22 protein-coding genes and 1 pseudogene are annotated in these 20603 nt (G+C 69.9%); 10 read left to right on the top strand and 13 right to left on the bottom strand.

The features are described from left to right. Position 1 precedes the first annotated feature (1 nt). Positions 2–784 (bottom strand): LamB/YcsF family protein, encoded by a 783-nt coding sequence (locus tag O3Q52_RS07400; RefSeq protein WP_269647997.1) that lies wholly within the window; start codon positions 782–784, stop codon positions 2–4. A gap of 307 nt (positions 785–1091) precedes the next feature. On the opposite strand from O3Q52_RS07400, the gene nac reads away from it, so the two are divergent. Continuing rightward, positions 1092–2060, top strand: a complete 969-nt coding sequence (nac, locus tag O3Q52_RS07395) for a nitrogen assimilation transcriptional regulator NAC (RefSeq protein ID WP_269647996.1) — start codon at positions 1092–1094, stop codon at positions 2058–2060. A 140-nt stretch (positions 2061–2200) separates the two neighbouring features. Beyond that, positions 2201–3220, top strand: coding sequence for a D-glycerate dehydrogenase (locus O3Q52_RS07390; RefSeq protein ID WP_269647995.1), 1020 nt, complete (start codon positions 2201–2203; stop codon positions 3218–3220). Positions 3221–3253: 33 nt separating this feature from the next. Here the strand turns inward: O3Q52_RS07390 and O3Q52_RS07385 are convergent, their stop codons facing one another. Continuing rightward, positions 3254–3511 (bottom strand): hypothetical protein, encoded by a 258-nt coding sequence (locus O3Q52_RS07385; RefSeq protein WP_269647994.1) that lies wholly within the window; start codon positions 3509–3511, stop codon positions 3254–3256. A gap of 328 nt (positions 3512–3839) precedes the next feature. Between O3Q52_RS07385 and O3Q52_RS07380 the strand changes: the two genes are divergently transcribed. Further along, positions 3840–5531, top strand: a complete 1692-nt coding sequence (locus tag O3Q52_RS07380) for an ABC-F family ATP-binding cassette domain-containing protein (RefSeq protein ID WP_269647993.1) — start codon at positions 3840–3842, stop codon at positions 5529–5531. Between the two features lie 77 nt (positions 5532–5608). Here the strand turns inward: O3Q52_RS07380 and O3Q52_RS07375 are convergent. From O3Q52_RS07375 to O3Q52_RS07360, 4 genes and pseudogenes are all read right to left on the bottom strand, one after another. Beyond that, a pseudogene (locus tag O3Q52_RS07375) lies at positions 5609–5803 on the bottom strand (SAM-dependent methyltransferase); the annotation flags it as partial. 12 nt (positions 5804–5815) lie between these two features. Then, positions 5816–6832 (bottom strand): zinc-binding dehydrogenase, encoded by a 1017-nt coding sequence (locus O3Q52_RS07370; RefSeq protein WP_269647992.1) that lies wholly within the window; start codon positions 6830–6832, stop codon positions 5816–5818. 11 nt (positions 6833–6843) lie between these two features. Then, positions 6844–7704, bottom strand: coding sequence for a fumarylacetoacetate hydrolase family protein (locus O3Q52_RS07365; RefSeq protein ID WP_269648018.1), 861 nt, complete (start codon positions 7702–7704; stop codon positions 6844–6846). 96 nt (positions 7705–7800) lie between these two features. After that, on the bottom strand, positions 7801–8625 hold the full coding sequence (locus O3Q52_RS07360; RefSeq protein WP_269647991.1) for an IclR family transcriptional regulator: 825 nt from the start codon (positions 8623–8625) through the stop codon (positions 7801–7803). Between the two features lie 47 nt (positions 8626–8672). Here O3Q52_RS07360 and O3Q52_RS07355 point away from each other — a divergent pair, with 47 nt between their 5' ends. Both O3Q52_RS07355 and O3Q52_RS07350 read left to right on the top strand, forming a co-directional pair. Continuing rightward, positions 8673–10388, top strand: a complete 1716-nt coding sequence (locus O3Q52_RS07355; RefSeq protein ID WP_269647990.1) for a dihydroxy-acid dehydratase — start codon at positions 8673–8675, stop codon at positions 10386–10388. Between the two features lie 36 nt (positions 10389–10424). Beyond that, a complete protein-coding gene (locus O3Q52_RS07350) occupies positions 10425–10817 on the top strand; it encodes an SDR family NAD(P)-dependent oxidoreductase (RefSeq protein ID WP_269647989.1) in 393 nt (130 codons plus the stop codon). A gap of 21 nt (positions 10818–10838) precedes the next feature. Here the strand turns inward: O3Q52_RS07350 and O3Q52_RS07345 are convergent, their stop codons facing one another. Genes O3Q52_RS07345 through O3Q52_RS07330 form a run of 4 tightly spaced genes read right to left on the bottom strand, consistent with a single transcriptional unit; the run spans position 10839 to position 13741 of the window. Beyond that, a complete protein-coding gene (locus tag O3Q52_RS07345) occupies positions 10839–11345 on the bottom strand; it encodes an SRPBCC family protein (protein ID WP_269647988.1) in 507 nt (168 codons plus the stop codon). Next, positions 11342–11710, bottom strand: coding sequence for a metalloregulator ArsR/SmtB family transcription factor (locus O3Q52_RS07340; protein WP_269647987.1), 369 nt, complete (start codon positions 11708–11710; stop codon positions 11342–11344). Before O3Q52_RS07340 ends, O3Q52_RS07345 begins: the two co-directional genes overlap by 4 nt. A gap of 22 nt (positions 11711–11732) precedes the next feature. After that, positions 11733–13058 (bottom strand): MFS transporter, encoded by a 1326-nt coding sequence (locus O3Q52_RS07335; RefSeq protein WP_269647986.1) that lies wholly within the window; start codon positions 13056–13058, stop codon positions 11733–11735. Then, positions 13055–13741 (bottom strand): winged helix-turn-helix domain-containing protein, encoded by a 687-nt coding sequence (locus O3Q52_RS07330; protein ID WP_269647985.1) that lies wholly within the window; start codon positions 13739–13741, stop codon positions 13055–13057. The genes O3Q52_RS07335 and O3Q52_RS07330 overlap by 4 nt, the downstream gene beginning before the upstream one ends. A 102-nt stretch (positions 13742–13843) precedes the next feature. Here O3Q52_RS07330 and O3Q52_RS07325 point away from each other — a divergent pair, with 102 nt between their 5' ends. Beyond that, positions 13844–14455 carry an NUDIX hydrolase gene (locus tag O3Q52_RS07325; protein ID WP_269647984.1) on the top strand — a complete coding sequence of 204 codons (612 nt, stop codon included), beginning with the start codon at positions 13844–13846 and terminating at the stop codon, positions 14453–14455. 24 nt (positions 14456–14479) lie between these two features. Here O3Q52_RS07325 and O3Q52_RS07320 read toward each other — a convergent pair whose 3' ends face one another. Then, positions 14480–14887, bottom strand: a complete 408-nt coding sequence (locus O3Q52_RS07320) for a RidA family protein (RefSeq protein WP_269647983.1) — start codon at positions 14885–14887, stop codon at positions 14480–14482. Between the two features lie 138 nt (positions 14888–15025). On the opposite strand from O3Q52_RS07320, the gene O3Q52_RS07315 reads away from it, so the two are divergent. Together O3Q52_RS07315 and O3Q52_RS07310 are read left to right on the top strand one after the other, a co-directional pair. Further along, on the top strand, positions 15026–15406 hold the full coding sequence (locus O3Q52_RS07315; protein ID WP_055616014.1) for a helix-turn-helix domain-containing protein: 381 nt from the start codon (positions 15026–15028) through the stop codon (positions 15404–15406). A 232-nt stretch (positions 15407–15638) separates the two neighbouring features. Then, a complete protein-coding gene (locus O3Q52_RS07310; protein WP_269647982.1) occupies positions 15639–16556 on the top strand; it encodes an AEC family transporter in 918 nt (305 codons plus the stop codon). Positions 16557–16658: 102 nt separating this feature from the next. On the opposite strand, the gene O3Q52_RS07305 is transcribed toward O3Q52_RS07310, so the two are convergent. Then, entirely contained in the window at positions 16659–17183 is a 525-nt protein-coding gene (locus O3Q52_RS07305) for a CGNR zinc finger domain-containing protein (RefSeq protein ID WP_269647981.1), read from the bottom strand. Positions 17184–17355: 172 nt separating this feature from the next. Between O3Q52_RS07305 and O3Q52_RS07300 the strand changes: the two genes are divergently transcribed. Continuing rightward, complete coding sequence (locus O3Q52_RS07300) at positions 17356–18603, top strand: FAD/NAD(P)-binding oxidoreductase (RefSeq protein WP_269647980.1); 1248 nt, start codon at positions 17356–17358, stop codon at positions 18601–18603. A 164-nt stretch (positions 18604–18767) separates the two neighbouring features. Further along, complete coding sequence (locus O3Q52_RS07295) at positions 18768–19583, top strand: SAM-dependent methyltransferase (RefSeq protein ID WP_269647979.1); 816 nt, start codon at positions 18768–18770, stop codon at positions 19581–19583. Between the two features lie 22 nt (positions 19584–19605). Here O3Q52_RS07295 and O3Q52_RS07290 read toward each other — a convergent pair whose 3' ends face one another. After that, entirely contained in the window at positions 19606–20307 is a 702-nt protein-coding gene (locus O3Q52_RS07290) for a hypothetical protein (RefSeq protein WP_269647978.1), read from the bottom strand. Between the last annotated feature and the right edge of the window lie 296 nt (positions 20308–20603).

Here is a 20603-nt window from a genome sequence, read left to right as displayed (position 1 = left end):
GTCAGGTGGCCTTTCCGTCGAGCACGTCGGCCAGGGCCGTGATCTCGACGTCGGCGGCGAGCAGGTCCTGGCGCACGCGGTGGGCCAGGGAGATCGCGCCCGGGGTGTCTCCGTGCAGCAGCACGGTGTCGCAGTCGACGGGGATGTCACGCGCGCCGACGCTGCGTATGACCCCCTCGGTCACCATGCGGATCGTCCGCTCGGCGATCTCCTTCTCCTCGTGGATGACCGCGCCGGGCTCGCTCCGCGGCACCAGCGTGCCGTCGTCGCGATAGGCCCGGTCGGCGATCCCGACGATGCCCACCCGCAGGCCGCGGGCGCGTGCGGCGTCGGCGAGCTCGCCGTCCTGGGCCAGGACGATCAGCGACGGGTCGAGGGAGGCGACCGCGTCCACGACGGCCGCCGCGTAGTCGGGCCGGGTCGCGACCAGGTTGCCCAGCCGGCCGTGCGGCGCCACATGCCGAAGCCCGGTGCCGTTCGACACGGCGAACGCCTGGAGCGCCCCGACCTGGTAGAGCACGTCGGTGCGGACCTCGTCCGGAGTCACCTCCATCGCGCGGCGGCCGAACCCGACGAGATCGGGAAAGCTGGGATGCGCGCCGACGGCCACGCCGCGCCGCACACAGTGGCGGACGGTGGCGTCCATGATCCGCGGATCGCCCGCGTGGAATCCACAGGCGATGTTCGCCGATGTCAGCACATCGAGGAGGGCCTCGTCATCGCCCATCGTGTAGGCGCCGAACCCCTCACCGAGGTCGGCCACGAGATCAACCCTGTGCGTCATGACATCCTCCGGACAGAAGAAGAGAGCGGCGGCGCATTGCCGATCCGGCGCTCTTCGGGCGGGGTCGGTACGCTGCCTGAAAAGAGGGATTAACGGGGCCGTTACATTCCCTGTGAGATATGCGAGTTGTTCGGTCGAGCGACCTGGAAATCGCGTTTCGGTGAACGTAGTCCGAACGCGAGGGGGCGGCAAATACATGTTGTGCGTGACGTAATCACCGTTGGATATGACGTGGAGCACACGCGCCAAGGGCCGTCAGGCGGCCCCGCGCCTACCATGAGGCTCCGCCCCCGCTGGAAGGCCGCACATGGACACCAGGCGTCTCTACTCGTTCGTAAAGATCGTGGATGCCGGGAGCATCACGCGCGCGGCGGACATCCTGCACATCGCGCAGCCCGCGCTCAGTCAGCAACTCTCGGCGCTGGAGGCCCAGTTCAAGCAGCAGCTGCTGATCCGCAGCAAACGAGGCGTGGCCCCGACCGAGGCGGGCCGCGCGCTGTACCGGCACGCGCAGCTCATCCTGCGCCAGATCGACCTCGCCCACGCGGCGGTCGACATCTCCGGACGGGCGCCCGCGGGCAGCGTCTCGGTGGGCCTCGCCCCCTACAGCATGGGCGCGGCCCTCGCGCTGCCCCTGCTCAGGAGCGTGCGCGAGCGCTACCCCGACATCCTGCTGCACATCAACGAGAACTTCGGCGGTGTCATCAGCGAGGCGATCATGACCGGCCGGATGGACATGGCGTTCATCTACGGGGCCGGGCCGCTGCGGGGCGTGCAGTTCGAGCCGCTGCGCACCGAGGACCTGTTCCTGATCGCCGCGCCGGGCGGGTCGGTGCCCTCCGGGGACGGCGACGTCTCCCTCGAGGAGCTGGCCGGCGTCCCGCTGCTGCTGCCCAGCCGCATCCACACCATCAGACAGGTCGTCGACGCCGCGTTCCAGCACGCCTCGCTCGAACCCAGAGTGGTCGGCGAGATCGAGTCGGTCCTGACCCTGATCAGCGCGGTGGGCGCCGACGTCGGGGCGACGGTCCTGCCCTGGTCCGCGGCGCGCGCGACCCTCGACGTACGGAATCTGGTGGTACGCCGGATCGTCAATCCGGCGATCACGGTGAAACTGTCGCTGTGCACCTCCGACCATCAGCCGCTTTCGGAACCCGCACATGCCGTGCACGACCTCTTCCATGAATTGATCACGGAATTCGGTGAGGACGCCGCCTTCGGGGACGCGGCGATGGAGCCTTCGGCATCGTCGGATTCTTCGAGGGTGTCAGATTAATGCATCCCGATTTTCTATGACGTCACGCAAAGTGGCTATTTGTTGCTCTGGAATGTGCTGACTAGCGTCTTCACGAATCGAATCAAGTCAAATCGACTTCACTGATTTCGTGAAACGCGGATCAAGCAGGGGAGAAACAGATGAAGCAGCGTGTGCTCACCACCCGGGCCGCCCTCCCCGGCGGGGGCATCGCCCGCCTGGCGTCCCACGCCGAGGTCGTGGCGTGGCCGGGGACGGGCAAGCCCGAACCGCGGGACCTGGCGGAACTGGCGAAGGGCGCGAGCGCCATCCTGGCCCTGGGCAACGACCGGGTGGACGCCGCCCTGCTGGACGCGGCCGGGCCCACGTTGAGGGTCGTCGCGCTGGCGAGCATGGGGTACGACGCGGTCGACCGGGAGGCGGCGGCCGAACGCGGCGTCGTGGTCACCCACACCCCCGGCGTGCTCGCCGAGACCACCGCCGACCTCACCTTCGCGCTCATCCTCATGGCCCGCAGGCGACTCGGCGCCGCCCGCGACTCCCTGGCCGCCGGTCAGTGGGGTCTGTTCCGGATGGACGACTACCTGGGCCTGGACGTGCAGGGCGCCACGCTCGGCCTGATCGGCTACGGCCAGATCGGACGAGCCGTGGCGCGCCGCTCCCAGGGCTTCGGGATGCGGGTCCTGCACCACGACCCGTACGCACCCGACGACGCCCTCTCCACATCGGTGGACCTGCCCACGCTGCTCGCCGAGGCCGACGTGGTCTCGCTGCACGTCCCGCTCACCCCGCAGACGCGTCACCTCATCGGCGCCGCCGAACTGGCGGCAATGAAGCCCACCGCCACCCTCGTCAGCACCTCGCGCGGTGGTGTCGTGGACGAGGACGCCCTGCTGCGGGCCCTGCGCGACGGGAGCATCCACTCGGCGGGCCTCGACGTCTTCGAGCGCGAACCCATGGGCCAGGAACTCTCCCCGCTGGTCGCCGAGCCCCACGCGGTCACGCTTCCGCACATCGGCTCCGCGACCGAGGCCACGCGGGCCGCGATGGTGGACCTCGCAGTGGACAACATCCAGGACGTACTCGCCGGAGACCCGGTACGCACACCGATCCCGGGCGGCGCGGCCACCCCGGGACAGGACAGGGCCCCGCGCCCGGTGGGTGGGCGCGGGGCCAGGTGACGCGGTGGGCCGGAGCCGCGGCCCGCAAGTGGGTCAGAGCGCGGCCGCTGCGCTGTGCAGGTTCTTGGCCGCCAGCGCGAGTCCCTCGGTCTGGGAGTAGGCCGCGTCCTCGTGCTCGATGTTCACGGCCATGTCCGGGTCGATCTCCGCGAGGGCACGCAGGAACTCGGTCCAGTAGGGGACGTCGTTCCCGATGCCGACGGCGACGAACTTCCACGCCGGGTTCTCGGGCCAGGCGTTGCACCAGAACCCGTAGCCGGTGGGCACCTTGTCGGCCGCGTCGGCGGGCACGCGGGTGAACGACGTGTCCAGTGTTGCTGCCGGGGGCAGGACCGCTCCCGCCCGGCAGCAGGACCCGCCCCACTGCGCAGCCGATCATCGTGCGCCGAAAACCCGTCGCGAGACGTGCGGCGGGTTGTTAGCGTGAACGCATGAGTTACGTCCTCTACATCTGACCGGGCCCCAGGCTCCGCCCCTCACACCGCAGTTGAGGTGCCGGGAGCCGTGATGCCGCCCACGGCCCGCCCTGTTCCGGGCCTGGCCGTCCGTCAGAGCGAAGGCGCGCTTCCACCCCGACGACACAGGGGTGACGTGTGCCTCCTTCCGGAGGAAGAACAACGTGACCACTCTCAACCTGCCTGCCCGCGATCGGGCCCAGCTGACCTGCACGGGCGTCCGCGTCGACCGCGGTGGCCGCACCGTCCTGCACCAGGTCGACATGAAGGTCGCGCCGGGTTCGCGCTGGGGCGTCGTCGGCGAGAACGGACGCGGCAAGTCGACCCTGCTGCACGTACTCGCGGGCACCTTGACGCCCGACGAGGGGACCGTGCACCGCGTCGGCACGCTGGCCCTGGCCGAGCAGGAGATGCCGGCCGAGGACGAGCGGACGGTCGGCGACATCGTCGACGAGCACCTCGCCGACGCCCGCGCCGCCCTCCGACGGCTGGACGCCGCAGCGACGGGCCTCGCCGAAGCGCGGCCCGGTGCCGATCAGGACTACGCCGGCGCCCTGGAAGCGGCGCAGGCGCTGGACGCCTGGGACGCCGACCGCAGGGTCGACGTCGCCCTCGCTGGGCTCGGCGCCGTCAGCGACCGTACCCGTCACCTCGCCACCCTCTCCGTCGGACAGCGCTACCGGATCCGGCTGGCCTGTCTGCTGGGCGCCGAGTACGACCTCCTGCTCCTTGACGAGCCGACCAACCACCTCGACCTGGCAGGGCTGGATTACCTCACCGCCAGACTGCGCGCCCACTCCGGCGGTGTCATCGTGGTCAGCCATGACCGGGCGCTCCTGTCGGACGTGGCCACCACGATCCTCGACCTCGATCCCACCCGCGACGGCAGCCCGCGCGTCTACGGCGGCGGGTACGCCTGCTACCGCGAAGGCCGCGAGGCCGAACTGGCCCGGTGGGAGGCGGAGTACGAGCTGCAGCAGGCCGAACACACCCGCCTCGAGCAGGCCCTGTCCGAATCGCAGAACCGCCTGAGCACCGGCTGGCGCCCGGACAAGGGTACCGACAAGCACCAGCGAGCCACCCGCGCCGGTGCGCTGGTCCGGTCGGTCCACCGACGCCAGGAGGACCTGGAGCAGCACAAGGTCACCGCGCCCGTCCCGCCCCAGCGTTTCCGTCTGCCCGACCTGCCTGCACGGCCCGGCGTCAGTCTGCTGCGCGCGGAGGAGGTGACCGTCGACGGGCGGCTGCACCGGCCGACCGGCCTGTCGCTGACATCCGGCGACCGGCTGGTGGTCACCGGACCGAACGGGGCGGGCAAGTCCACACTTCTGTCCGTCCTGGCCGGTCAACTCGCCCCCACCACAGGCCGGATGCACCGCTCGCGCAAGCTGCGCCTGCACCTGCTCGGACAGGAGGCGCCGCGAGCCACGTACCGGCGGGCTCATGACCTGTACCGCCGACACACCGCACGACTGGTCAGCGCCGGTGTCCTGAAGGAGAGCGAGGTGACAGGACTCGGCGCGCTGGGCCTGCTCACCTCACGCGACGCCAACAAGGCCGTCGCCGAGCTGTCCATGGGACAGCAGCGCCGACTCGACCTCGCCCTGGCCCTCGCGGCCCGCCCGCACGTCCTGCTGCTGGACGAGCCCACCAACCACCTGTCCATCGCCCTGGTCGACGAACTCACCGAGGCTCTCCACACCACCGAAGCGGCCATCGTGCTGGCCACCCACGACCGCCAGATGCAACGCGACATCCACACCTGGCCGCACCTGTCGCTGCAGCTCCCCGTCGAGGCTGTTCGCGTGCAGAAGACGCCGATGGAAGAGGCGGACGCCACGGCCCAGCTGTCCTGACCCGGACAACGGCACGGCGCAGACCGGACCTCGCGACCGGTCTGCGCCGACTTCCCCGGTGGCACGTCGGTGGTACGTCAGACGCGGTCGGCCGCGATCAGCAGGTACTGGAAGCTGCCGTTCTTGTACGCGGTGAGGAACGTGTCCTCGATGCCCGTGACCAGATGGTCGGCCTGCTTGCGGAGTTCCCAGTAGGGGAGGGCGTCGGCGGTCAGGTCCTGTACGTGGACTGGCACCAGCCGGTTCCGGGCCATCGCGCGGAAGTACTCCGACCCGGGTCCCGCTCAGATCAGTCGGGGATCGACGTGGATCTTGGGACCGGGCCCGGCGTGGGCCGGGCGGATCCCGGCCAGGACGTCACCGACCTGATCCAGGCCGACGGTCGCGGCGACGAGGGGGCCGGGGTCGACGGAGCCGTCGGCGTAGGCGCGGATCGTGGCGTCGAGGCCGGGGGAGGCGGACAGGATGCCGACCGCCGTGATGTCCTTGAGCGCGAGGGCGCGGGTGTCGATCCGGCTCGGCTCACCGGCCAGTCCCACGTACACGACGCGGCTGGCCGGCTCGACCAACTCCAGGGCCAGGCCGGGCAGATGGACGGCGTTGGAGGCGTCGATCACTGCGTCGAACGGCAGGTCCGGGACGGAGTCCTCCGTCCATACGTGTGCGAAGCCCAGCGTGCGGGCGAAGGCGAGCGACTCTTCGGTGCGGCCCATCAGATGCACCTCCGCACCGGCGGCGCGGGCGAACATCGCGACCAACAGCCCTATGGTCCCCGGACCCAGCACCAACGCCCGGTCACCGGACCGCAGTTCGGCGGCCTGTGCGGCGCGCAGGGCGTTGCCGCCCGGCTCCACCAGAGCGCCGAGTACGGGACCGACGGAGTCGGGCAGAGCGTGCAACGAGGAGGCCGGTACCGCGAGTTGCTCCGCCAGAGCGCCCGGCCGCTGCCCGCGTATGCCGACCTCCTGCCGCTTCTCGCACACATGCTGGTGACCCCGGCGGCAACGACGGCAGAGGCCGCAGCCGAGCATGGTGTCGCCCATGACCCGCCTGCCGATCCAGGCGGGATCGACGCCGTCGCCGACCGCCGCCACGCGACCGGCCCACTCGTGGCCGATCCGCGTCGGGTAGCTGGAGTGGCCCTGGTGGAGGTAGGCCATCGCTCCGGTGAAGAACTCGACATCGGTGCCGCACACGCCGACCCGCTCGACGTCGACGACCACCTCGCCGGGAACGGCCACCGGCACCGGAACCTCCTGGACCGCGTACTTCCCGGGGCCGGTCAGTACGAAGGCACGCATCAGGCGGGAGCTCACCGCGGCCCGAGCACGTGCTGGCGCTGGGTGCCGAGGTCCTTGATGCCCAGCTCCATGACATCACCGGGCTGCAGCCACACCGGCGGGGTGAAACCCATACCGACGCCGGGCGGGGTGCCCGTGTTGATGAGGTCACCGGGTTCCAGGACGAGGAACTGACTCAGGTAGTGCACGATGAAGTACGGGTCGAAGACCATCGTCTTGGTGCTGCCGCTCTGTCGGCGCACCCCGTTGACGTCCAGCCACATGTCCAGGGCCAGTACGTCGCCGACCTCGTCCGGGGTGGCCAGCCAGGGACCGGCGGGGTTGAACGTCTCGGCGGACTTGCCCTTGGTCCACTGCCCTCCGCGTTCCAACTGGAAGGCCCGCTCGCTGACGTCGTTGACGACCACGTAACCGGCGATGGCGTCGCGTGCCTCGTCCACCGAGTCCAGATAGCTGGTGCGGCGGCCGATCACTATGCCGAGCTCCACCTCCCAGTCGGTCTTGGTGGAGCCTCGCGGGATGCGTACGTCGTCGTTCGGGCCGACGAGGGTGTTGGGCGACTTGGTGAACAGGATCGGCTCGTCGGGAACGGGCATGCCGGTCTCGGCCGCGTGGTCACGGTAGTTGAGGCCGATGCACAGGATCTGGTGCGGGCGCGCGATCGGGGCGCCGACGCGTTCCCCGGCGAACCGCGACACCTGACCCGCGGCCGTCCGCTCGGCCACGACGGGGCGTATGCGGTCGAGGCCGCCCGAGCCGAAGAACGCCTCGTCGAAGTCCGTGACGACATCGGAGAGATCGACGTACGTCTCGTCGTCGATACGGGCGACGGGCTTCTCGGCGCCGACGGCGCCGATACGCATGAGGTGCACGAGGTCAGTCTCCAATGGTGGGACGGCGAGGCAGGGGAGGGAGAGATGAGGGATCAGTGGGTTCGGCCTGGACAGTCGACCCCGGGACTGGGTCGGTCACCGGTGCGGCTCTCCCAGAGGCCCGAGTACGGCACGGATCTCGTCGAGGGTGCCGACCAGGGTCTCCAGGGGAGTCCGGTACGCCAGCGCGCTGATGCTCAGAGCGCCGGAGGGGGTCGTCGGCGAGGTCGCGTACACGGGCAGGGAGAGGCAGTTGACACCGGTCTCGTTCTCCTGGTCGTCGAGGCCGTAGCCGCGCTCGCGCGTGATCCGCAGTTCGCCGTGCAGGGCGGCGGCCGTGCACAGGGTCCGCGGAGTGCGGCGCACCAGGGGCGTCGAGCCGATCCATGCCTCGACGTCGTCGAGAGTGTCCAACTGCTGGGCGAGCAGCAGCTTTCCGACGCCGGTGGTGTGCGCTGGATTGCGGCCCCCCACTGTCGAGGTCAGCCGGACGGCTCCGGTGGGCGGGTCGACCTTGGCGCGGTAGACGACCTCGCGGCCGTCCAGGACCGCGTAGTGCGAGGTCTCGCCGAAACGGTTGGCCAGCGCTTCGAGTGCGGGACGGATACGTACGTGCTCGGGGCGGGCCTCGTGGTGGGCGAAGGCCATCCGCAGGAACTCGTCGCCGAGCACATAGCGGCCGCGGACGTCCTGGTCGGCCAGACCGGCCCGGCGCAGCGCACCGAGCGCCCGGTGCACGGTCGGCTTGGGGCTGCCTATCACCCGCGTCAGCTCCTCAAGACCCACCCCGTCGGGATACCGGGCGAGCTCCTTGAGGACGGCGAGCACCCGGTCCGATCCCACAAGTCGGCTGCTGTCGGCGCCTGTTGAGCCGTCCACGCCGAGGTCTGTCGATCCTTCGTACGTCTGCGTATGCTTCATGGCGTTCCAAAGATTAGACCCCTGTGTCGATTATTGGAAGGAGCTCAATGGTGACGCTCCGCAGCGCCGAGTGGTACGCGGGCCAGGACCGCAACGCCTACATCCACCGGGCGTGGATGCGCCGTGGTGTGCCCGGTGACGCCTTCGACGGCCGTCCGCAGATCGCCATTGCCAACACCGCCTCGGACCTGACTCCCTGCAACGCGCATCTGAACGAGGTGGCGGCCTCGGTCCGCAACGGCGTCTACGAGGCCGGTGGCATCCCGCTGGACCTGCCCGTGGTGTCGCTGGGCGAGACACAGGTGCGGCCCACGGCGATGCTCTGGCGCAACATGGCGGCGATGGCCACGGAGGAGATGCTGCGGGCCAACCCCATCGACGGTGTCGTCCTGTTGGGAGGCTGCGACAAGACGATCCCGTCGCTGCTGATGGCCGCCGCCTCGGTGGACCTGCCCGCCGTCGTCGTGCCCGGCGGCCCGATGCTCACCGGCACGTTCCGCGGTACGCCGCTGGGGTGCGGCACCGACGTGTGGCGGCTGTCGGAGGAGGTGCGGGCCGGCACGCTCTCGCAGGACCAGTTCGTCCGTTCCGAGTCGGCGATGATCCGCAGCCGGGGGCACTGCAACACCATGGGAACCGCCTCCACGATGGCTTTGGTGGCGGAGGCCCTCGGCACGGTCGTGCCCGGAGTGGCCGGTACCCCCGCCCCCGACAGCCGACTGCTGGAGGCCGCGCACGGCACCGGGCGCCTCGCGGTGGACATGGTCGCCGTCGACCGGCGGCCGGGCACCTTCCTGACCAAGGCGTCCTTCCACAACGCGATCGTCGCGCTGGCCGCGATCGGCGGCTCGACCAACGCGGTCGTCCATCTCCTGGCGATCGCGGGGCGGTTGGGGATCGACCTGTCGCTCGACGACTTCGACCGCATCGGCTCCCGGGTGCCGGTCCTGGTCGACCTCCAGCCGGCCGGACGCTTCCTCATGGAGGACTTCCACCGCGCCGGAGGGCTGTCCGCCGTCCTGCGCGAGGTGCGCGACCTGCTCGACCCGGACGCCCTCACGGTCACCGGCGAACCGCTCGTGAACCATCTCGACGACGCGCCGATCTGGGACGGCGAGGTCATCCGCACCCGCGCCGAGCCGCTGGTCGCCGAGGGCGGCATCGCGGTGCTCCGCGGCAACCTCGCCCCGGACGGCGCGCTCATCAAACCCGCCGCGGCCTCCGCCCACCTGCTGCGCCATCGCGGCCGGGCGGTCGTCTTCGACTCGATCGAGGACTTCCACGCCCGCATCGACGACCCGGATCTCGATGTCGACGCCGACTCGGTCCTCGTGCTGCGCGGCTGCGGCCCCAAGGGCTACCCGGGCATGCCCGAGGTGGCGAACATGCCGCTCCCCAAGAAGCTCCTGGAACAGGGAGTCCGCGACATGGTCCGCGTCTGCGACGGCCGTATGAGCGGCACGGCGTACGGCACCGTCGTCCTGCACGTGGCCCCGGAGGCCGCGGCCGGCGGCCCGCTCGCCCTCGCTCGTACGGGGGACCACATCAGCCTCGACGTCCCGGCCCGCCGCATCGACCTCGACGTATCGGCCGACGAACTGGCCCGCAGGACCCCCACGAAGGCCACCGTCACGGGTTTCGCGAGCCCCCGGCGCGGCTGGGAGCGCCTCTACGTCGACCACGTCCTCCAAGCCGACACGGGCGCCGACCTGGACTTCCTCGTCGGCTCCAGCGGCTCGGAGGTGAGCCGCGAATCGCACTGACTCACGCCCGCCGCACCGGACGACCTCCTGGGCACCGTGAACACCATGCGGATGTTCGTCCCCGGCATGCGCGACCGTGGCTGGGGCCGTGTGGTCAACTTCGCCAGCATGGCAGGCAAGGACGGCAACGCCGACCTGTCGGTCTACTCCGCGTCCAAGGCGGCCGTGATCGCGTTGACCAAGTCAGCAGGCAAGGAACTGGCCACCAGCGGCGTCCTGGTCAACGTCGTAGCTCCCGCCGTCATAGCGACACGCATGAACGACAGCACGGCTCCCGACGTGCTCGCCCGCATCGCCGGCCTGATCCCGATGCGGCGGATCGGCCGCCCCGAGGAGGTGGCCGAACTCGTCGCGTTCCTGTCCTCCGACCGGGTCAGTTTCTCCACCGGAGCCGTCTACGACATCAGCGGCGGAAGGGCGACCTACTGACTGCCGGGACCCTCCGGGCCCTCATGAAGACCGCTGGTCGGCCAGGGCCTCGAAGTAGGCCTGCTGCGAGGGGTAGTAGTCGTCGAAGCTCGGCATCGGAGTGCTGTCGCGTGAGGCGACAAGCATGTCGAGGTAGTACTCCCAGCCCGGTCCGATCTCGCCGATTCCCTTCGTGGTCGTGAGGTGATGGACGAACTGCAGCTCCGTCGTCCCGGCCGACTCGGACAGCCGCAGTTCCATGCGCCAGTCGCCCGCTTCGTCGGACGTGGAGACGGCGAGATGCCGCGGGGGCTCGCACGCGTCGACGCGCACCTCGGTCCACGCCTCGCCTTCCTCGAACGCCATCCGGACGCGGATGGTACGACCCGGCGCCGCGTCCCCTTCCCAGGGACCGAACCACCGTGCCGTGCGCTCCGATTCGGTGACGCTCGCCCAGACGTCATCGATGGGCGCCCGGAACGTACGGGTCAGGATCAGGTCGTTGCCGTCGGCGGTGGGCACGAGCCGGGCACTGGGCAGTGGTTTCATGCGGTGTCCTCCGTACGTTCTCCATGTGGTGCCGTGCGACGCATGGACCTCTCACGGCGGGTGCGACGAACCTCTGTCTCAAGGGCGTCCAGGCGCTGATCCCAGCCGCCCGGCGCGCGGATCACGGCGACCCACTCGGCGACCTCCGCCAACGGCGCCGCATCGAGCCTGTACATCCGCTGCCGCCCCACGAGCTCGTCGCGGACCAGCCCGCACTCCCGCAGCACCCGCAGATGACGACTGATCGCCGGCCGACTGATGGTGAAGCAACGCGCGATCTCCCCCACCGTGAGCGTGGCCCCACGCAGCATGAGAAGGATTTCCCTGCGCACGGGATCCGCTATCGCGTGGGCCACTTCGTCCATGACGGAAAGCGTAACCCCTCAGTTACGGGTTTGCTTCCAGTGGGCGTGCCTCGGACGACCGCTTCGAGGATCTGCCCCCGCGTCCGAGGTCCATCTCCCGCCATTCCGGCCGCAACCCGGTCAGGTTCGTGGCGAGGAAATACGTGACCCCGCAGGTGACCAGCACCGGCACGAGCCCGACGGCGGCCACCGCGGCCCCGGCGATCAGCCCGCCGAGGGGGATACCGGACCAGGCCAGCGAATCACCGAGCGCGTTGACCCGGCCCAGTAGGGGGCGGGGCACCCGCTCGAAGAGGACGGCCCCGATGATCGGGTTGAGGAAGCCCGCGCCGAGCCCGCTGACGGCGAACACGGTCAGTACAAGGCCCATCGGCGCATCGGCGGCGAGGACCAGGAAGCGCGGCGCCCCGGCGACCAGGAACCCGGTGAAGAACACCGCCCGGCGCCGCAGCCGGTGTGCGACCGCTGTGGCCAGCAGGCTCCCGCCGATCGCCGCGGCTCCAGCCATGCCGCTCATCAGGCCGATCGCTGTCGGCCCGTTGCCGGATTCCTTGGCCCACACAGGGATGAGTACCGCGCTGAAGGCCGCATCCAGCAGGTTGGTGATCCCGACCATGACGATGAGGGTGAGGAGCAGCGGATCGCCGCGCAGGAAGGCGAAGCCTTCGCCGAACCGTCGCCAGTAGCCCGGCTCCGGCTCCCCGCCAGGCGACGGGGGCGCCGCGGTTGCGCGTCCCACGTCCCGGGGCAGTGCCACCGCGACGATCACCGACCCGGCGGTGAAACAGGCCGCGTTGACCACAAGACCCGTCAAAGGACCGAGCAGCGCCACCAGGGAGCCCGCGGCCGCGGGGCCGACCGTGGAAGCGAGCCGCTCGATCACGCCGGACAGGCCCGCGGCCCGCTCCAGCGGCACCCGGCTGCGGTCGGCCGCCTCCGGCACCATGACTTCCTTGGCGAGGTCGCCCGGACCGCGGGCCGCGCCGATCAACGCGACCAGGGCCAGCAGCAGGGGAAAGGAGAGCAGGCCCAGGCTGTGGAGCAGGGGAACGACGGCGGCGGCCGTCGCGCTGGCCAGGTCGGTGACCCAGGAGACGACGCGTGGGCCCACCCGGTCCACCAGCGGTCCGGTGAGCGCCTTGACCACCACGTACGGGGCCATCTCGCAGAAGGCGACCAGCCCGGTCTGGGTCGCGCTGCCGGTCGTGACGAGTACGAACCAGGGCAGCGCGATGCCGGAGATCCGAGTGCCCGTCAGCGACACGGCCATCGCCGCGAGCACCCCGCCCAGCGCACGCAGGGTGCGCGCGTCGGCTAAGTCGTCCGTACCGGAGGCCTTCTTCGTCATGGCCTCTCCGTGCCCGCGCCTGCGTCGGCGTCTGCGCCTGAGTCCGCGCCAGCGTTCGTGCCCGTCGAGGTGGCGGGCGCGTCGGGTTCGGGCAGGAGGTGGGTGATCACGGAGAACCGCTCGGCGCCCTCCGGGGCCTGCCCCGCCGCCCCCGGTGTGTCCTGCCGGTAGCGGGAGATGACGGCCCGCAACTCCTCGTAGAGCGCGGAGGCCTCCTCGGGGGTGATCCGCAGGGGCCAGTCGCTCATGTCGAAGGTGTCCCGCCAGACACGAGGCATGGTCTGAAGCTCGTTGAGCGCCTGCTGGGTGCGTGAGGTGTAGGTGGCGGCGACGGACTGCAGGTAGGCCAGTGCGGCCTCGGGTTCCCGCTCGACCAGCTCGTGATCGTTGAACCACGTCCGCTGGTGCACCGAACGCCACCAGCGCTCCCGCGCGTTGCCGCGTTCCGTGTCCTCCTCGACGAGACCGGCCGCACCGAGCTGGCGCAGGTGATAGCTGGCCGTGCCGGAATTGACGCCCAGCCGCTCCGCAAGCCGGGTGGCCGTCGACGGGCCGTGCTTCCGCAGCAGGCCCACCAACTGCACCCGCACCGGGTGAGCGAGGGCACGCAGCCCCTTGGCATCCAGAACGACCGAGTCCGGATGGGGAGTCAAGTCCTGTTGCTGCTCGCTCGGTTCAGTCATACCGCGTGACTCTAGACCGCAAAGGGTTCTTCGCAAAGACCTCTTTGCGAAGAACCCTTTGTGGTCCATGCCGTCCTCGCGGCACCACCGCTTCTTGGCATCATGAACGCAGTGAATGCGACCGGCGCTTCAGACGATCGTGACCAGTTTCTTCGTGCACGGCTGGCGAGTCTGCTGGAGGGTGTTCGTCCCTGGGACGAGCAGGAGCGTGCCCATCTCGCCGAGGCGGTGGAGTGGGTTGCCGGCGGAGCTCCGCTCCATCGGGTACGGAAACCCGATGTGCCGCCGGTCCATCTCGTCAGCTACTTCGTGGTCCTGGACGAGAAGCGCGGCGAACTCCTGCTGGTCGCCCACCGGAAGGCCGGTCTGTGGCTTCCCAGTGGTGGTCATGTCGAGCCGATGGAGGACCCGTGGGACACGGTGGTGCGTGAGTGCCGCGAGGAACTGTTCATCGACGCCGTTCCGTCGATGGTCGCCGGCAGGCAGCCGTTCTTTCTGACCATCACGCAGACGCGCGGGCAGGGACGGCACACTGACGTGTCGCTCTGGTACGTCCTGCGGGCGGATGCCGGCAGCGTCGTCATCTTCGACGAGGACGAGTTCTCGGCGATCAAGTGGCTGTCCCTGTCACAGGTCCTCGCCGAGCCCGGGGACACTCTCGACCCGCACATGCACAGGTTCACCCGCAAGCTCATGGCTGCGCAGCCAGGGTGAGCGGAGTGGCAGAACGCCTCCTGCTCAGTCGATGATCGCGGTGGCCTCGACCTCGACCAGGAGGTCGGGGGCGGCCAGGGCGGCGACGCCCACCCCGGTGAGCGGTGCGGCCGGGGTGACCCCAAGCTTCGCGGCGGCGCGTGCGACCCCCTCCGCGAACAGGGGCATCTTGTCGGGGGTCCAGTCGACGAGGTAGACGGTCAGTTTCACCACGTTGTCGAACGAGGCGCCGACCTCGGCCAGGGCTGTGCCGACGTTGAGGTAGGACTGTTCGACCTGTGCGGCGAAGTCACCTTCGCCGACCGTGACACCGTCGGCGTCCCAGGCGACCTGCCCGGCGAGGTGGATCAGCTTCGACCCTGTGGCGACCGACACCTGCCGGTAGAGGTCGACCTTCGTCAGTCCTTCGGGGTTCACCAGAGTGATGGCCATGCTGACTCCTTGTTGTGGAGCCCGAGGGCTCGCTTTCCATCGAACCACGATGTTCGTGGTCTCTTGTGGTTACTGGGGAACCGTAGGAGAGTGGGCGCTGACATGGAAGAACGCACTTTTCAGTGACTGGGGAACCTGATGGTGACCAAGCAGTTCAGCGACTCGCCCGACGAAGCGGACTTGACGCGCGCGGACTCTCTGGCGCGGGAGATCTTCTCGGACGTCGCCAACAAGTGGGCGCTCCTGATCATCGAGTCCCTCGGTGAGCGCACCCTGCGGTTCAGCGAACTGAGGGACGAGGTCGAGGGCATCAGCCACAAGATGCTCACGCAGAACCTGCGCATGCTGGAGCGCAACGGCCTGGTCGACCGGAAGGTGCACCCCACTGTGCCGCCCCGGGTCGAGTACACCCTCACCGAGCCGGGCCAGGGCCTACGGGCGACGGTGGACGGTATGTGTGACTGGACCCACCGGTACTTCGGCCACATCGAGGCCTCTCGCCGCAGCTTCGACGGCTGAAGAGGCACTTGCACGCGAGGCCGTGGGGTCATGGTCCCGGTTTTGGGCCTGGTCCCCGTCCTGGGCTTGGGCTTGGGCTTGGGCCTGGCCTGGGCTTGGGGCCGGTCCAGGTTCTGTAATGGTTGTCATGCCTCGCGGTGTTACATCAGCCTGTCGGTATGCGCCGTACGACTCCCAGTGCCCAGGCCACTGACTTCCCTGCCGGCGTCGCCACTCCGGACGGGGCGTCGGCGTGATCGCACTGACCATCAAGGCGCTCGTTCCGGTCGTCCTGCTCATCGCGCTGGGCTACGCGCTCAAGCGAACGATGATCACAGCCGAGAGCTTCTGGTCGGAAGCCGAGCGGCTGAGCTATCGGGTTCTGCTGCCCGCGCTGTTCCTGCACAGTCTGGCGACCGCCGACACCGACGATCTGCCGGTACGTGCCCTGGCGGGCGTTCTGATCGCCTCCACGGTGGCCGTGGCCGTACTGGTCGTTGCGTGCAGGCCCATGCTGCGGCTGAAGGACGATGCCTTCACCTCGGTCTTCCAGGGCAGCATCCGGTTCAACAACTACATCGGCGTGACGATCGCGGGCGGCCTGTACGGCACCAAGGGCATCGCCATCGCCGCGGTCTGCAACGCGGCGATCGTGCCCACGGTCAACGTGCTGTGCGTGCTGGTCTTCGCACGGTTCGGCAGCGCCCGTCCGAGCTTCTCGGGCGTCGTCATGCAGTTGGTGACCAACCCGCTCATCCTCGCCTGCGCGGGAGGCATCCTCCTTCAGGTCCTCGACCTGAGCCTGCCGCCGGGCATCGCACCGGCGATCCAGGCACTGGGCACCGCCTCGATGCCGCTGGGTCTGCTCTGCATCGGTGCCGCCCTGCGCTTCGGCGCCGCACGGTCGTGGACGGCGCCGATTCTCGCGTCCTCGTCGGCCAAGTTCGCGCTCATGCCGGCCGCGACCTTCCTGGCGGCTCAACTGGTCGGCCTGGGCTCCCACGCGCTGATCATCGCCGTACTCTTCCAGGCCCTGCCCACGGCATCGTCGTCGTACATCATGGCCAGGCAACTGGGCGGCGACGCACCGCTGATGGCCGGGATCACCGCGACGCAGACGCTCCTGGGCATCGCCGCCGTCCCGCTCGTCGTGGCCCTGGTCCCGGCGTAGGGCCGCCCCGGCGGTTGGGCAGAGGCAGAGAGCCTGCTGCCGAACGACGCGCCCGTCCTCCGGGGAAGGCGGTCCGTGCTCGCCGGCCGGGCTAGCCCTGGGCTAGCCCTGCTTCGTACGATGGCGCCGCACCGCGTCCGTGTTGGCGCAGCGCGAGCGACAGTAGGCACGGCGGCCGTTGCGGCTGGTGTCCACGAAGACGGTCCGGCAGGAGTCGAGCGCACATGCGCCCAGCCGGGCCCCCTCGGCCTCCATGGTGAAGATGGCCAGGCCTCCCGCGGTCACGGCCTTCACGCGGCTCTGGAGGTCCTGGCCGTCCGGAGCGAAGTGCAGATGCGGCCGCAAGTCGTTGTGCGTGGTCAGGTACACGCTTCCGGCTCCGTCCGCGAGCAGCGCGTTGATGGTCTGGCACAGCCCGGGCTGCGAGGACGTCTCGAAGACCGGCCTCAACCGCCGCGACCACGCCCGGATCTCCTCACCGGCGGCAGCAGTCACCCGCGGACGACGGATCTGATGCTCCCGCAGCGCCCGCTCCAGCGCCTCGGGCGTCCACGAGCCGCTCGATTCGAGATTCACCAGGGCCACGGCCAGATGGACCCCGACCATGTTGTCATGCTCAAACTGCACTCAACCATTACAGCACAGGCTCTGCGGCGGGGTCGTGAGCGACGGCGTTCAAATTCGTCAACTGCCTTTCCTGTCAGGCAATTTGGCGGTCCGGCATTGGCGCCGGCGGCCGGTGTCCCTACCCTCGAAAATACCTATGGGGGTATAGCGTGAAGATCGTGAGGAGTCCTTCGTGCCGTCCACGTCCTCCGCCCGCCGTTCCGCTCGGAGGCGCCACCGGGTGCTGATCGTCGGAGGCGGCACCGCCGGTATCACCGTCGCTGCACGCTTGCGCCGGGCCGGTGTCACCGACGTCGCGGTGCTCGAACCTGCGAGCACCCACTGGTACCAGCCGCTGTGGACCCTGGTCGGCGGCGGCCAGGCCCGGCTGGACATCACCCGGCGCCTCGAGGCTTCCGTGATGCCGAGGCGGGTGTGCTGGATCCGCGAGGCCGCCGCATCCGTCGACCCCGAGGCGCGGACGGTCACCACCACCGAGCACCGCACCATCGGGTACGACCACCTGATGATGGCTCCAGGTCCCCAGCTGGACTGGGGCGCGGTCCCCGGCCTGGACACCGCTGTCGGACACGGGGCTGTCTCCAGCAACTACTCCTTCGAGCATGCTCCGTACACCTGGGAACTGATTCGTGGCCTGCGCTCGGGCACCGCGGTCTTCACCCAGCCGACCGGCCCGGTCACGTGCGGCGGCGCCCCGCAGAAGATCGCCTACCTGGCCGCCGGCCACTGGCGCAGGCAAGGAGTTCTGGACCGCATCCGAGTGGTCCTGGTCCTGCCCGCGGACTCCATGTTCGCCGTACCGGTCTGGCGCCGGGCCCTGGAACGGGTCGCCGAGCGCTACGGCATCGAGGTGCGACTGAACTCGGAGATGACCGCTGTCGACGGCGCTGCCCGCCGGCTGACCGTGACCGATCACTCCTCGGGCGACGAGGAGACCCTCGGCTTCGATCTGCTCCACGCCGTTCCGCCGCAGAGTGCCCCCGACTGGGTCAAGCACAGCCCGCTCGCCGATCCCGCCAGTCCGTACGGCTATGTGGAGGTCGACAAGCACACCCTCCAACACCCGCGCCACCGCAATGTGTTCGCCCTTGGCGACGTCGCGAACCTGCCCACCTCCAAGACCGGCGCCGCCGTCCGCAAGCAGGCCCCCGTCGTGGTCGCCAACCTGCTGGCCCAGGCCGAACCCAAGGGTGAGCGCCCTGAACCGCGCCGCTACGACGGCTACACCTCCTGCCCGTTGGTCACGGCCCGCGACAGGATGCTGCTCGCAGAATTCGACTACGACCTGCGCCCCGCCCCCAGCATCCCCTTGGTCGACACCACCAAGGAACGCCGGGACATGTGGCTGCTCAAGCGCTACGGTCTGCCCGCCCTGTACTGGCACGGCATGCTCAAAGGCCTTGCCCGGAAGGTCGGGTGATCCGCGTCCCGCCCAGGCCTGCCCAACCCGGCCCCGCCCAACCGCTCCACGAAAGCCGCGGCTCGAACCTGTGGGATACGTGAACTGGTGTACGCACCAGGCCAGTTGGGACGTACGTTGTCCGGTGAACCATCCACGCCTCGGCCGAGAGACGGGCTGCACTCATGACCGATCACGCGACGACGCCCGGACCCGAGTCGCATCAGAAGATCGACACTTCGGTGCCGCACTCTGCGCGGATCTGGAACTACTGGCTGGGCGGCAAGGACAACTACCCCGTGGACCAGGAGGCCGGCGACGCGTACACCGCCGTCTTCCCCGGCATCGTGACCATCGCCCGCAGCAGCCGCGCCTTCCTGCGCCGCAACATCACGTACCTGGTCGCCGAGGCGGGCATCCGGCAGTTCCTGGACGTCGGAACCGGTCTGCCGACCGCTGACAACACCCACGAGGTCGCCCAGCGCATCGCGCCGGAGTCCAGGATCGTCCACGTCGACAACGACCCGCTGGTGGTGGCCCACGCCCGCGACCTGCTCCACTCCACCCCGGTGGGAGCGACCGCGTTCGTCGCCGCCGACGTGCTGGACCCGGAGCGCATCCTGGCGGCCGCAGCCGAGACGCTGGACCTCACCCGCCCCACCGCCCTCGTCCTGAGCAACATCCTGGGCCATGTCGCCGACCACGACCAGGCGCGCTCCATCGTCGCCCGCCTGATGGACGCGCTGCCGTCCGGGAGCCACCTCTCCATCAACGACGGTTCGCGGGGCATCGATCCGGTCTTCGAGCAGGCCCAGGACGCCTACAACGAAAGCGGCGCCGTCCCGTACAACCTGCGCACCGTCGACGAGATCACGGCGTACTTCGACGGCCTGGAACTCATCGAGCCGGGGGTCGTCTCGGTCCCCCTCTGGCGCCCGGAATCCACCTTTGCCACCCCCGAACCAGTCGGCGAGCACGGCGGCCTCGCCCGTAAGCCGTGACCGTCGGCTGTACGGGCGTGCCTCAGGGCCCGAAGTGCTCCACGCGCGCCTGCGCGGGTGGGTAGGGGGAGGACGAGGTCGTGCCGACGGACCAGTACTCTCCGGTTCCGGGTATCCGGGCAAGTGCGTTGAGGACGACCGGTGTTGACGCGAGCGGGCCGCGTTCGCTCACCCAGGCCGTGCCGTCCCGGCGCAGATGGTGCGCCCGTGTCTGGTCCCAGAAGTCCCAGCCGGCGATACGGTCCGGCCGCCCCTGGTCGTCGTCGGTGATGCCGCTGAGCAGGCCGACGGTGAACGGCGGGGTGACATGGCTCCAAGTGGTGCCGTCCCAGTGCCGCAGGACGCAGCTCGGGGGCTTTCCGGGCGGCCCGCCGACCCCGTAGTCGTAGGCGGTGAGCCAGACGTCGTTGTCGGCGCAGGGGAGAAGCCCGGTGACGCCGAAGCGGAACCCTGTGGGCGGCGGCAGTTCGGTCCAGGCTCCGTCCCAGCGAGCGACGACACCGGTTCCGTACACCCATATCTCGCCACCCGGTGTGCGGTGGACGCCCGACGGCGCCTCGGTCGCCGTGCTCGGCAGTGTCGCGCACCAGCGCCATCGCTGCTTGTTCCAGTGCAGCAGCCCCTGCCTGTCACTGTTGCGGCCGGAGACCCAGGCCCGCCCGTCGGGTGCGACCGCCACGCCGGTGAGTTCGGTCCCGGTGTCCTCCTGCCCCGGGTACGCCACTTCCTGCCAGGTGACGCCGTCCCAGGCCAGCAGGCGCCCGTGGCCGGAGGTGTCGGTGCCGACGGCCCACGCCGCGTAGGGAGCTGCCGGCGACGGAGTGCAGTTGTCCGGAGAACCCCAGATGGTCCAGGCCGGTCCGTGTCCACGCCGTCCCGTCCCAGACCATCGCCAGGGGCCTGCCCCGTGTGGAGCCGTTGCGGCCCTCCTCGCCCACGGCCCACGCGAGCTCCGGCCCGGCGGCCGCCACGTCGACGAGCTGCGCGGCCTCCTGCCCGTTCGGCACGGGCACGGGCTGC

Source organism: Streptomyces sp. ActVer (assembly GCF_027270795.1).
Classification (GTDB): Bacteria; Actinomycetota; Actinomycetes; order Streptomycetales; family Streptomycetaceae; genus Streptomyces; species Streptomyces umbrinus_A.
This window is presented reverse-complemented; position numbering and strand designations above follow the sequence as displayed.